Consider the following 13,603-nt stretch of genomic DNA (forward strand, 5'->3'; position numbering starts at 1 on the left):
GGTGGCACGGGGGGATGTGTGGTTTCTATATATCTGATTTGGGGTCTCAGATTTTTCCACCAAACATTTCCCCCTACACCTATTCTTACGGCATTTCTCTACGTGGCAGCTCAGCAGTCAGGAAGTTGAACATCCACTGCATAGGCAGGATACGCTGCATCGGTAGAAGGTCGTAAACAGCCTTAGCGTCTGGACGTGAGTAGTCATCACCAAACAAAGCAGTGATAATACCGGACGTGGCATTTCCAGCAGTCCCGATAAGGTCGCCTGTTGGGTTGCTTGTCCAGAGACCTGTCAGGCCGCTTGAACGGTAATCAAGAACTGTCTCACCAGTCGTGAAATACGTTCCTGTGTCGATCATCATAGGTAGCAACGACGACTCAGAACTCCGCATAAAACCAGCCAGAGCGAGGTTGCCGAACTCAAGTCTCTGTGCCAGTTTACGTTCCCTGTCAGGGTCGCCAATGAGCTGCAAATGAGATTGAGCAGCATAGACCAGACTACCGACGATAGACCCCGTAAGAAGCTGCATAGCGGCAGGAAAGTCCCTCATGTTGATACCCTGCAAGAGACCACGAGTGTAAGCCCCAACGGCAAACGAGCGGAACTGCAAGATGACTTTTCCAACTGGGGTGGTCATTATCTTAGCAAATTGACCTGCGTCATTCTCCAAGATCATACCTTTAATACCCCTGTAAAGAGCATCCTCATAAGCACCACGAACCGCTGTAGGCCAGTTATCCTTACCAAGGGCGAGTAGTTTACCGTTCTCACTCTTACTGTGCTTGCGAATAGCATCATAAATGCCATTCACCTGATCATCATTCAGACCAGCCAAACGAAGGCGTTCCATTGAGATAGGATTACCACCATTAGCAGCCTGAAACATTTTCTGAGAGAATGTCCGTGCTGCGTGTTTCTGCAACAGGTTGTTGATTGGCACCATGCCAGACCATAACGCTACCGCCTGATTAATACGGTGCATCTTAGGTTCTGCCCAGTCCATCGCCTTACTATACTTTGAGCCGCTGTCAGTGAGGTGCATTGGAACACCGAAGTCGTCCGTATGAACCAGCTTCTTGGCAATCTCAAAGTCACGGCCAATGGCAACCATATCGTCAATCTCAGCCCCCAGATCGTCTGTGAACTTGCCAGTCCTGATAGTGTTCATCAGCTGTCGGAAGGACGGCAGAGCGTGGTAGCTGGTCTTAAAACCCATCTGCACCACTGCACGGGAACCCTCAGGTATCTGAGAGAAACCCACCTGCCCCATAAGACGACCGAAGTTGAAGTCTCTGAGCAGCCGTAAGAAGCGCGGGATGTTGCCTGTCTCGGAGTAGTTAGGAATACCAGCAACAGCATTGTAAGCGAACCTCAGGTTCTCAATATCTGCTTCTGTACTGAGAGTGGTATTGCCTGCCTTACGTTCCTCGTCGGCAACCGCCCGAACCTTTTCAATGAAAGTGTCAAAGTCACCGGACTTGCGGAAACCATCAACCAGTAATTCGTCGGTATCAGAGAGCGGGTTAGGTATCTTAATGTCGGCCAATGCCAGCTGACCGGACATTTGGTTGTTATACATCTTCATGAGCAGGTTGCTGTCGCGGATATAGAAGTCACTGACCTTGACCGCATACTCCTGACCGTTCGGGTCTCTCAGCTTCATCTCATGGTTTTCATCCATCATGATACGATGCTTCAATCGTGAACTACCGCCAGCATCCTTGTTAGGCTCAGAACGCTTCCGACTGACTGCTCCCATGATTTCCTCAATCTCAGCATCTGAGAGGAAGTCACCATTAGCCTTGGTCTCCGTGAGGAAGTGACGAAGGTCGTCCATATCTTCACCGGACAAGGCACGGGCTGCTGTGTACTCCTGACCATTGCTGAGCTTATACATGCGGTCAGCGATAGCGAAGCCCATCTTATCGGCCAGCTCAGGTTTAATCTCAGGCTGGTTCTTACGGATAGCCTCAGAGAACAGCTTTGTTACACCGCCATATTCCCCATCAACGCCCTTCTGATAACCGAACTTAGTCAGCAGGTCGATTGAAGCACTGCGATCAGGGACACGAGGGACGTAGTTCTGTGCGCCAATCTCAGAGCGGACGATACCGGCATCACTTGCCTTCTGCCACCACGACTGCATGATCTTGTTCCACTGCTGACCTGCCGCCTGCACTTCCTTAGGAAAAGCAGCCTTAGCCAGATCATCAGCACGAACGTAATCAGTGACCATATCGGAGAACTTAGAAAGCTCCTGATCGGTCTTTGTCCACGGCACTTTGTTGTTCTTTAAGAACGCCTGCCCCTGTTCGTTGAAGGTCATTGCCCAGCTAGCGTCTGCTACACGCTGATACCGGCGCTTACGTTCAGTCGCGGCAATAGCCGTAACTTCGCCCTTCATGGCATTACCGGTCGCGTCTTCAACAAAGTATTTACCGACACCGCGAACCATTGGATTACCGGACTTGCCCAGCTGAGCCGCAAGGTCGAAACGAGCCTGCCCGAAGGCCAGCTTGTAGGTCTTGTCGAACTCTTTCCATGCACGATGCTGTTCACGGGCATCGGTACGTAAGGTCGGTTCCACATAACCCACCTGCTTAGCACCGGCAGAAGAGCCGAGAGTGTCAGCCTGTGGCGCTGGGTCTTTGTGGAGATTACGCGCCATATCTTCAATCAGGGCGTTCTCATCGCTCAATACACGGCTTGCGTGGCGATACTGGTTAAAGACACCGCCCATGATAATGCCAGTACCAATGGAGTATTTGAGGTCTGACCATTCCTTTGTAGGGTTCGTGGCGATCAGCGGAATGTCCACAAGAGCGTTTGCAGCCGCACCCTCAGCAGCACTTAACGCTGCCGTACCGATACGACCGAAGCGAGCGCCCAGAGCTGCCGGAGCGCCCAGACCACCAGTACCGGCCATGATTGCTGCTGTTGCCGCCCATGCAGCTGGGTCAGTCACAGCAGCCGCGATATTAAGGGCAATGCCAGTACCGCCCATCATGGACAGCTGGCGGTTGTTTTCCAGCTGGTTCATCAGGCGACTACGAATAGCGTCTGCATGTTGCGCTGAAACTGCCCCTTCAAACTCCTTAAGGTACTCGGTTGGAACACCTTCACCGACCCGCTTCATTTCCTTTTCATCAAAGGTATAGTCGGGGTCATCAGGCATGTTACCGAGGAAGCGGAAGGGTGCCAGCAGAGACCATTCATTCTGGACAGCAATCTTTGCGCCTTGCCAGAGACTTGGGGCTTCCTGTTTGCGGCGTTCGTCTTCCTCAAGCTGTTTCTGACGGGCTGTGAACTGGTCATCTTGGCGGGTCGTATCAATGTCACCCATCGCTACTTGTGTGCGGTTAGGGTTGATACCGTCATGAGAACGAAAGTCACTGGTAGCGTCAATTGAGCCTGTTGTGGTGCCTCCTTTAACAAGCGGAGTACCACCGACCGCATTGAGCTTCTGCGTCCACAAGTCAGCGAACTGCTTGCCTGTCATGGTCATAGCTTCACCACGACGAGCGGTCGGGAGATTGCTTGCTACAGCCTTCTTACCGACCAGCTTATAGGCCAGCTCATCGCCACGTCGGAGAATTGCAGAAGCACCGCCAGCGCCCTGCTGATGTGCCATATAGATTTCACCGCCTGTCGGTTCACGACCAAGACGGTTAGTCAGGACTTTCTTGTTTGCCAAGAGAAGACGCATAGCTGCATCAGCATTGGCCTCAGGGTCAAATGGAGAAGCCCCATTGCCGTACTGCGACCATGTTGAAGGAATGAACTGAAACAGGCCGGAAGCCTTACTGCCCTTGTTAAAGGCGCGTGGGTCGAACGTCCCGCCTGTCTCAATATGCGCTATGCGCGTGGCTAGATCAGGGTCGATACCGTAGCGGGTAGCGGCAGACGTGATGATTTCCTTTGACGTTCTAGCCATAGGTTACTCCGTTATTTCTTTTGATTGGTTTTGATGACCACCACGAAGACAGCAAATATCGCTCTGACACTGGAAGGGTGCAAAGTGCCGAGGCATCAGAATTGGTCGTGGTGATGGGGGAGTTTCAGACCAGATTACCTATGAGGTCGGTTGTCATGAATGACTGCTGGTCGTGATTGTCAGTGATTGACGGTGTTCAAGTTTGTTTTACGGGTGGTTGTACTCTTGTGTATATACCCCGTACAACTAGGGTAAAAACATATTGGCTTTCATTTGTCTCAGTTCAGACAACTGCTTAGAACGCGTCTTAAGAAACTTGCTAACCACCTGCTGAGTTACATCAAGAACACCGGCAATCTTTTCCTGTGTTAGCTCAGGCAGTGTGTCAGTCAGCCAGCAGACCATCATTTGCACAGTCATATCACTACGATCACGATCAAATTGAAACCGTTGTAATGACTCTCTGGCTGCATCAATCTCTGCGGTGTAGGTCTTATCCTGATAGTCCTGAACAGCTTCTTCCCAACGCTCTATGAGCCAAAGAACAGCATCAGGGCTAACCACATCAAAGGGATACTGACTACCCTTGCAATGTAGACGTTTGCCCCAGCCTTTGGTCGTCACCCAGTCAGCCAGCCTGTGGCGGTTGTATCGACCATCATTCTCTAACTGTAAGAAATTCAACTCTTTGAGGATGACGGTCATCTTCCTGCGACCACAGGAAAGAAACTCAGCAAGCTCTGCTAAGGTCAGCCAATCACCAGAACTGACGGAGATTATCTCTCCTGTTTTGCGGTCTATAATCTCGTCTGTATATTTCATGTCCATTCTGCTGGTTGCACAACAACACGACAAAACACCCCACTGGTCATGATTGATCAGCAAGGTTCTGGTCGTGAATGTGATGATAATGAGTGATGAAAGACCATATCCCTGATTGTCGGGTGTCATGATTGACTGTGGTCTTGATGCTCTGTCGTGGTGGTAGTCACTCAGACAGGATTGTTAAGAGGATTATGAAGGTATCTTTAGGTTATCTATACAAAGAGGTTATGATTTATCATCACCACTACCACCTAAAGAAAATCAAAAGATAATCGTATTCTCATACTCCCTTTATGTCCTTTAGATATGATGGTCTCAGAAATCATGTGTGTGTATGTAAACGGGAGGGGGGAATTTTCTCCCCTTCCATATGGAGGGGGTAATTGATTTCAACATATAGCATAACTGACGAGATTTTTTATTTGTGAGAATATTCTATTCACTCAAGGCAAATAAACATTTGTCAGTTACGCTATATGATTGAACATCCCGCTCAATTATGAGGTGTATCCCGCACCTCTTCAAAGGCATCAAGAAATTCTTGTGCAATAGCGCGGGATTTACGTCCATATAAACCACTAATTCGCATAAGACTGTTGAAACCAGATTTTGTCATATTGAATGAAGTCACACGGAACACACCACTGGAAAGCGTATAGGATGCGGGTAGAAATTCATCTGCAAAACTGGCTTCGATGTAAATGAGCTCTTTGATTTTGCTCAGCACAGCCTTGTGTGACTTTCCGAACATGTCAGCTACATGGCGACTATTAGTTGTGGCTGGTGCATCAAAATGATCGTTTACGATTGGTGTATTTGTATCGTACATTTGAATAATCCTTCTTCGACTGAGCAGTGAAAGCCCCGTGTGTAAAAATGCATATGGAGGGGGTAATTGATTTGCTCGAGATGGCATGCCTGATGGTTGTTCTGTAAAACAAGCTAGAAGGGTGGCTAAAAATACAAAAAAGCACTCTGCGACCATTCTTGAGAATATTTTAAGCATCACCTCATTTCAGTGATGACCTGAGCTTGCTTCGCATTCTCCAGCTTGAGACGTTCAACCTTGCCCTGCAAGATCGTCATAGCTTTCAGAACGAACTCGTCTTCGTCCATCTCACCGGACACGACCTTCTCTTCGCCCATGATGTAAGCACCATCTTTGCGGATAGCTGGAATAACCACATCGGTAATCCAGTCTTGGAAAGGACGAGCCTCGGGTTTGTCTGAGCGCATAATAAGACGATTGAGACCGCCTTCGGAGATGCAGGTAGCACCGCGATTAGGAAAGCTAACGTGGGTCGAACCCACCATAGACTTCAACACTTGCTTATACTGGTCAGTATTAAGAGCATGCATGGCATATGTTGTCTGCTTAATATCCAGCACACGGCAAACGTCCTTCGCCACGAACCAAGGCTGGTCGTCAATGGTGACTACGCGAATTTCGTTGCTGTTGAAGTTGAAGATTGTTAGGGCGAGACCGTTGTTTTAATTGCACACCTTATTTATATAAGCAGAGCGGAACGGCCATTTTGACCGCTCCACCCTCTGCGCTTAGAGGAACCAATAAAGGGCTACAGTTATGCAGACTGTGGCCTTTTTCCTTTTAAAACGCAGAGGATTGTAATGTAATCGTACTTATAGAGTGCCTAGTAGTTTCTCTTTATTATGTAGTTGCTCGGCTTTCAGCGCATGGCGTTTTTTAAAAGACCACTGAGGTACGTCATAAGTTAAGCGCCAATGACCGATATACACCTTGAAAACAGTCAAATCTTCGGTATCCCAAAACACGCTAAATTCACGTTTCTCAAGCGCTGGTTCAACATTAGCAAATGCCTCTCCAAGCCATTTTGACCTGAAATAAAAACGGCGAAGGCTATAAAACTCAAATGTGCTTTGTTGTGTACGAATAACCATTCTAATTGCTCCTCTAGCGATTTGGATGAGGGCAATTGACACCACATTTAATGCTGCAGTCAATAAATTTTATATAATAAATTCAATGACTTATTCACTTATGAATAGGTTGATTTCAATGTAGATTTTACATCTGGAAGATTTTATTTCTTTTCAAACACTTAGTCGTCGATGTGACGCAAATCTGTGTCACGCTGATCTATTCACATCTGTATAGAGACTGTGGAAGAATGTCTCTGCACCACATGATGCAGGAGGTTGCGTACCTTCCTTACTGACAGAATAGGAACCTGTTTTGCGTATAGTTGGGAGGACTTCACGAGTTACCCAGTTCTGAAACCCACGGGCTTCGGGTTTGTCCGAACGCATGATGAGTTTGTAGAGGCCGCTTTCGGTAACGATATTCAGTGAACCTGCGCGACTGCCTAAGAATAGCTTAGGTAGTAGATCACGGCGCAATCGTTGCTTCTCGTCACTGTCTAGCCCCACAAGCCACGGGGTAGTTCCGGCTCTGCTGACCATGTTCAGCGTTTTACAGACATCCTTCGCCACAAACCAAGGCTGGCCATTAATGGTGACTACGCGAATTTTATTACTGTTGAAGTTGAAGATTGTGAGGGTGTTTCGTTATCGCCAGCTTGATTTATCGCTGTGAATATATAAATCGTACACTATCCCTGCCTTCTGCGCTGAGGGGAGGAAGAAAAGGGCACAGTGATCGAGACTGTGATTACTAAATTTAAAGGTCGCGGTGTTTAGGTGCTGCGACCTTTCCCTTAAAAGGAGGGCTAGTTTACCGCTGCGCCCAGCTGTTAATCGCTATTTTAGTCATTGAGTCTAACAAGGCAGAGAGCATCTAATACTCTCTTGTTTTTTATTGCAGTGTGGCTTCAAGCTCTGGGTAGCTAATTGCCTCTACCACTTCTTGCAGGGCTTTAATGTCTAGGCCGTCTGGGTTGTATGTGCCGTAAGTTATCCCGCCACGTTCATGGCCTACAACTTGAGCAACTTCCGTCTGTGGCAGGCGGGCGCGTTCTAGGGCTTTGATTGCAGTCCTGCGGAATGAATGAAAATCAACACGCTCTTTCCCTGTCCTGTCGTCAATTCTGGTAACGCCTAGCTTTCTTCTGTGTTCGGTAAATCGTTGGGTAATATACCACGACCGCTTTTTATCGGGGCCACCTGCTTTGAGATGTGGAAAGAGCCATTCATCTTTGTGGTGGTTTACGAAGTCCAGTAGGCCAGCTTTAATGAGAATAGAATGAACTGGCACACGTCTATCACCGGCCTCGGACTTTGCATTAGCCACGTCAAAATACCAGACACCATTCTCTTGCTTGAGGTCTGTGGTCTTGCGGTCGCACATTTCATTCAGTCGTAAACCGCTATATGCTGATATCAGGCAAAGCCACGCTAGGGTGTTCTTGGTGGTTTGTTTGCTGGGTGTAGCATCAGGGGAGCTGACCAATAATTTAAGCTCTTCTGTGGTGTAGGGGTATTTTGTTGTTTTTCTCTTCTCACCGATTTTACGGTGTTGGTCATCAAACGGGTTTTCACCTTTAAGGGCGCTTCGACGTTTCGCCCACTGCCAGACCAATGACAGAGCGGTAGCATAGCGATTGATTGTGCGGTTGCTTAAGCCCGTCTCATGGTTGCCGTATAGCTCGTATATGGCGTTGAAGTCTCGTTGTTTGGTTTGCGGGCTACGACCCCAATGAGGGTCAAGAGTGGCAACCTTATCCAGAAAAGCAGCAACTTGTTCGCGTTCAATGTCTGCAAGCTGAGGGTCTTTAGCCCACTGAGTAAAGAGCCGGTAAACAGCCTCGTACTGACCCCGTGTTTGTTCTGTAAGTTTTGAAGCGGTATCGCGCTGTGTCTCTTCAATGTATCGTTCAGCAGCGTTCGAGAAAGCCAATCCCGTTGACTTCTTAGGTTTGGTGACTGGTTGCAGTGTAACAAGGTCAATAGCATTGCGCCCAAAGACTGTAGGGGCAGTGAAAGATTTGCCGCTCAGTGCCGCCCTCCGTCCTACAGCCGCCTGTATGCGGGCTACGGTCAAGGCGCGTTCTCTTTCAGGTAGCTGCTTGTTTGCTAGCTTGTCCCCTTCAAGCTCAGCGAAAAGTGCTGTGGTGTCGTCGTCATGACTATGCTCTTCCATCATTTCGAGCGTCTGATGAAATTCACGTTGTGCGTGTTGTTCGATTTCTGCTGCTGACCACGACCTTGACCCACTGGCAACCTCAAATCTTGCAGACCAATCTGCGACAAGAGGCCAGCGAAGTTTCTGAGCTTCCGTTAAATCGCGTGTTTGCAGAGATTGGGTAATGTCAGACTTGCCGATTGTGGCTTTAGCATTGGAGGGAACTTTGATGCAGAAATACCATGTCTGACGGCGTTTCTTAAGGTAGCGGGTATCGGCCATATTGCTCACTGGTAGTACACGTTGGTGGTACACGTTTGGAGTGCATGCATACCAGATAAGGTAATAAATTCAATGATTTCTATGGGGTTATACAGAAAAGAGTGGGAGTCCAGGCGCCCCAGCCATCTCCTTTTAGTAATATTTTTCATTTTTCTATTAGTCAGAGAAAAACTGTATTTAAGCGCATTGGCACTTAGCTGGTGTTTATATTTTTTATCTGGCTTAGATTCAAAATGTCGCTTTTTATATAAAGCTGTGGTACATCATCTCTGCTTTTATAATGCTATGCGGCATTACGATGGATATTAAAAGATCTGCTTATATGAAATGTAACTGATTGGTGGATCCTAATTAAGGTTCTTCTTTTCAGTAGAAGATACTCAGGGATATTGTCTATCCTAAAAGGGAATTTAGTTTGTCGACAAAAGGGTTTTATCGTCGATGATCATTCAGTACATTACGAATATTGATCCAAACTCGTTATTTATTGTTAATGCAATTTCTCTTGCAGCATTTTCGATCGCGTTTTTTTGTATCTGGCTGAAGCAGCGGGACAGAATTTATTGGCTGTATTGGGTTGCCGCTAATTTTATATTAGCGCTTGGATTTACCGCATTTGTCATTATTGACCGTACGCAGATGCTGCAATTGATTATTGTCAACGGTTTCATGGTTATAGGTATTGCGCTGCGCTGGCAGGCTCTGAGAAGTTTCTTTTACCGCAAAAACTACATTGAAGTTAATATTGTCATCTTGCTGGTTTTATTGGTTCCATATTCAGTTTCTTCCTATGTGAGCAATAAATTTATTTTCGGGTTTGTTAATCTTCTGTTTTTGGCAGAAATTGTGCTGATTATACGTGAGTTGGTCCGGCCGAACGGAGAGGTTTTGCCCTCCCGATGGGGCTTGGTTATCGCCTATAGTATTGTTGGTGTCGGATTTGTTGCGCGTGTCGTGCAGGGAATTATCGGTCCGCAAAATATGACATTGCTGCCCAATGACGGCTTGCTGACAGTGTTGCTGCTGGCAATTTCCGTGCATATCGTGGCGAGTGGGGCATTCGCGATTTCACTCGCCTATGAGCGCGGAATTTCTGAATTAAAACAAATGACACTGCTCGATCCGTTGACAGAGCTGTATAATCGTCGTGCGTTTGAGCTCGCTTTAGCCGGACAAAGACCTGATTTAGGCTCGCTGACTTTAATTCTGCTCGATATTGATCATTTTAAACGGGTGAATGATGATTATGGGCATGAGGCGGGCGATGTCGCATTGAGGCGTTGTGCGAATATTCTGACGACGATCTTCCGGAAAAAAGATGTGGTTGCGCGTATTGGTGGTGAAGAATTCGCTGTGATCCTTCCGGATACGACTCTCAGGGAAGCTTATGAATTTGCTGAACGTGCCCGTAAAGCTGTAGAAAATGATGCTTTTGAGCACGGCGGCAATATAGTGCGCCTGACAATTAGTGCGGGTGTATGCCAGACTGTGGCTGGCGTAACATCCTTGTCAGATATTACAAAGAAAGCTGATGTCAGTCTGTATATGGCTAAAAATAAGGGCCGCAACAGAGTGGAAATATTTGCTGTATAAGTATGATTATTATGTGAGATATTATATATTTTCCTTTGCTTTTAATTTTTTCTCTCTAAATTAGCTTAAGTAAAATTGTGGAGGAAGAAGTGCGTAAAGGTGTGGTAGTGGAGTACAGACAAATCTATTTCCTGCGCAGAAACCTGCGGGAAATGATACCTGTTTCTGTTAAATGGTTGTCTCTGCCATTCCTTTTTGTGGTCGCATTTTTAGCGACATCTCCGGCTTTGGCAGCTCTTTGCTCTGACAGTTCACTGATCTCTCAAGATTCTGCTTTAAAACGGCAATTAGCTGCGGTGAAAAATCTGGAACGCAGCCGGAAGTGCACTGCAGAAAACGCGCAAGGCGGTTTTTTTAATGCCTGTCGGGATCTGGCTCAGCGCCGCGGCGATATCCAGTCAAAATTACAGTCAAATTCTGCAGCGCTTGCTAGATGCAGCGGAACGAATACTGTTTCAACAACAGTGACACCAAAGCGCACAGCAAAAACACCGCCAGTAGTCAATGTGAAGAAAGCAGAGATTGTTGCGGGCGCACCCAGTCAGTTCTTGGGCAAGTATTCAGGCACGCCGCTGCTGTTCTGTGTGCGTCTTTCCGACGGTTATTATTTTCCGGCACCGCATTCACAATATGCGAGAAGCGACCAGATTAAAGAGACGCTCGCACAATGTAGTTTTATCTGTGAAACGTCAGATGTGAATCTTTATGTGCTGAATGATCCGGCGGCAGAAACGTCAGGTATGCTGTCGGTGGATAGGCGTGAAACTTACGGCAGCCTGCCTGCGGCTTACCGGTACCAGACGGATCGTAACTTCAGCAAATGCAATTGGGACAGGTATAATTCTTATATTCAGCAGGTAAAATTCAGTCGCGAAAAACCTAAGAAAACCAAGGGGATTGCAGTATCAAAAACAGCATCTGTTCAAGCCGGGTCTGTTGATGATGAAAGCTTAGCTGATGCTGCTCCGGAAAGAGATTTGACGGAGGAACTGGCTGACCGGAATGTGCGCATTATCGGCCCTGAATTTTTGCAGCAGGATAATGATAAGCTGATAAATTTTGAAACAGAGAAACTGCATACTGATGCGGGATTGCGGACCGATAAAAGTATAGAATAATATACGGATATAATGATTTCATGCATCGGCAGGTTATGCTCAGGTAATGACCGCCGATGCTTTTTTATGAATGTAAGTTTTATTACATTTTAGCTAATTACGCTATTTTTTGCCGCAAACGGACATGCGCCTGATAAAATCCACAGGCAAGATTTTCAAACTATGTTGATGAAGGCGGCTTTTGATCCGTCTCTGTTTTTACATTTTATATCTGCGTATTTTCGGGAGGCTTGTCTTTCAGCCACCCTGATAATGCGGGGAATTAAAGAAATTAGAGCGCTCTGCCTGCTTTAATCAGCTGTGCAGATTCCGCGATATTATGACAGCAATACCGGTGCAGAAATTGCTTTCTGCGGCTGCGGGTTCTGACATGCTTTCAAAAATTCGCATTGATATCTGCTGTTATTTCATCATTATGTGTGGGAACTTTATAAAAACTCAAACAAAATTCACAGGATGGGGGCTTACATATGCGCAAAACTTATCTGAAGACTCTGGGTGCACTGGCTGCAACTTTGATGGCCGGTTCAGCTTTGGCCGAAACGATTACCGTTTATACTGTTTATGAGGAAGATGAGGCGGCGGCGTTTCTGGCAGAAGCGAAGAAAGCGCTGCCGGATCTCGATATTAATATGTTGCGCCTATCCAATGGTGATCTTGTTGCACGTATTATCGCTGAACAAGCGAACCCGCAGCACGATGTGCTTTGGGGCGTTGCAGTAACATCCCTGTTCAATCCGGATATTCTTAAAACACTGGAAGCTTACAAGCCTGCCAATATTGACGCTGTGCCTGCACAGTTCCGTGACAAGGAAGACCGTTGGTTTGCCGTCACCGGCTATATGGCAGCTTTCTGCGTGAATAACGAGCGCCTGAAAGCCAAAGGTCTGACCATGCCTAAGTCATGGGCTGATCTGACTGATCCTGCATTTAAGGGCGAAGTGGTTATGCCGAACCCTGCCTCTTCCGGCACCGGCTATATCCAGATCGACTCGCTGATCCAGCAGATGGGCAATGAAAAAGGCTGGGCTTTCCTCGATAGTCTCGACAAAAACGTCGCGCAATATATCAAATCCGGTTCCAAACCGTGTAACGTCGCTTCTATGGGCGAATACACTGTCGGCGCATCTTTTGAACTGCGTGCCATCAAGAATATCGCTGAAGGTTATCCGATCACTATGGTGATCCCGTCAGAAGGCGCCGGTAACGAGCTGGAAGCCAATGCGCTGGTTTCATCATCCAAGCACAAAGATGCTGCAAAGCGTTTTCTTGATTGGACTGTAAGCAAGCCTGCTGCAGACGAATATTACAAGTGGAAAGCTATTGTAACAATTCCGGGCGGTGAAATGCCGGAGAAGTTTAAAGCGGCTGGCCTGCCAGAGGATGTTTCCAAGGTTATGTATCCGCTTGATTTCAAAGCGGCTGCCGATGAGCGTTCAACGATCATCGACACATGGCAGAAGAAATACGAGCGTTAAAATGAATGAGACCGGATTGCTGAGAAGCCGATCCGGTCTCGCTTTATGTGCTTAAATTTATCGCAGTCTGAAGAACGGACTGCCAATAATGAATAATATAGCATTTCCAGCAAAAGTGCGAAGCGGTTTTGCGTCGGATAATGCGTAAAAACAAACAGTTACAGCGGTTCCAGCGATTCAATCTGAACTGGAACCGTTGTAACAGGGAACGCACAGTGTTTTGACACCGTGCAAAAACAGCAGTCGGGGCAAGACGATAACCATTCTGCGAGCGTTTCGCAGGCGATCTTTTGTTGTCGTCCGGTTTGCA

At 47.2% G+C, this 13,603-nt stretch carries 10 protein-coding genes; 3 read left to right on the plus strand and 7 right to left on the minus strand.

Annotated features, from left to right (window positions below):
- Window positions 1–85 precede the first annotated feature (85 nt).
- The 7 genes from QUF18_RS05140 to QUF18_RS05170 all read right to left on the minus strand — a co-directional run bounded on the left by QUF18_RS05140 (window position 86) and on the right by QUF18_RS05170 (window position 9,104).
- Window positions 86–3,937, minus strand: coding sequence for a transglycosylase SLT domain-containing protein (locus tag QUF18_RS05140; protein WP_289385851.1), 3,852 nt, complete (start codon window positions 3,935–3,937; stop codon window positions 86–88).
- A 246-nt stretch (window positions 3,938–4,183) separates the two neighbouring features.
- The gene (locus QUF18_RS05145) at window positions 4,184–4,888 is read right to left on the minus strand and encodes a hypothetical protein (RefSeq protein ID WP_289385855.1); all 705 of its coding nucleotides are present in this window, start codon (window positions 4,886–4,888) and stop codon (window positions 4,184–4,186) included.
- 367 nt (window positions 4,889–5,255) lie between these two features.
- Window positions 5,256–5,768 carry a Rha family transcriptional regulator gene (locus QUF18_RS05150; protein WP_289385857.1) on the minus strand — a complete coding sequence of 171 codons (513 nt, stop codon included), beginning with the start codon at window positions 5,766–5,768 and terminating at the stop codon, window positions 5,256–5,258.
- Window positions 5,768–6,232: a BRO-N domain-containing protein gene (locus tag QUF18_RS05155; protein ID WP_353074487.1), complete on the minus strand. Its 465-nt coding sequence runs from the start codon at window positions 6,230–6,232 to the stop codon at window positions 5,768–5,770. The genes QUF18_RS05150 and QUF18_RS05155 overlap by 1 nt, the downstream gene beginning before the upstream one ends.
- Window positions 6,233–6,403: 171 nt before the next feature.
- A complete protein-coding gene (locus QUF18_RS05160) occupies window positions 6,404–6,682 on the minus strand; it encodes a hypothetical protein (protein WP_289385858.1) in 279 nt (92 codons plus the stop codon).
- A gap of 189 nt (window positions 6,683–6,871) precedes the next feature.
- A complete protein-coding gene (locus QUF18_RS05165) occupies window positions 6,872–7,294 on the minus strand; it encodes a BRO-N domain-containing protein (RefSeq protein ID WP_353074488.1) in 423 nt (140 codons plus the stop codon).
- 262 nt (window positions 7,295–7,556) lie between these two features.
- Window positions 7,557–9,104 carry a site-specific integrase gene (locus QUF18_RS05170; RefSeq protein WP_289385860.1) on the minus strand — a complete coding sequence of 516 codons (1,548 nt, stop codon included), beginning with the start codon at window positions 9,102–9,104 and terminating at the stop codon, window positions 7,557–7,559.
- 441 nt (window positions 9,105–9,545) lie between these two features.
- On the opposite strand from QUF18_RS05170, the gene QUF18_RS05175 reads away from it, so the two are divergent.
- From QUF18_RS05175 to QUF18_RS05185, 3 genes are all read left to right on the plus strand, one after another.
- On the plus strand, window positions 9,546–10,697 hold the full coding sequence (locus QUF18_RS05175) for a GGDEF domain-containing protein (protein ID WP_289385862.1): 1,152 nt from the start codon (window positions 9,546–9,548) through the stop codon (window positions 10,695–10,697).
- Window positions 10,698–10,774: 77 nt separating this feature from the next.
- The gene (locus QUF18_RS05180; protein WP_289385865.1) at window positions 10,775–11,815 is read left to right on the plus strand and encodes a DUF2865 domain-containing protein; all 1,041 of its coding nucleotides are present in this window, start codon (window positions 10,775–10,777) and stop codon (window positions 11,813–11,815) included.
- Window positions 11,816–12,285: 470 nt separating this feature from the next.
- Window positions 12,286–13,293 (plus strand): ABC transporter substrate-binding protein, encoded by a 1,008-nt coding sequence (locus tag QUF18_RS05185; RefSeq protein WP_289385867.1) that lies wholly within the window; start codon window positions 12,286–12,288, stop codon window positions 13,291–13,293.
- Window positions 13,294–13,603: the final 310 nt, after the last annotated feature.

Origin of the sequence: Pseudochrobactrum kiredjianiae (assembly GCF_030362795.1) — a bacterium.
Taxonomy (GTDB): Bacteria; Pseudomonadota; Alphaproteobacteria; order Rhizobiales; family Rhizobiaceae; genus Pseudochrobactrum; species Pseudochrobactrum kiredjianiae.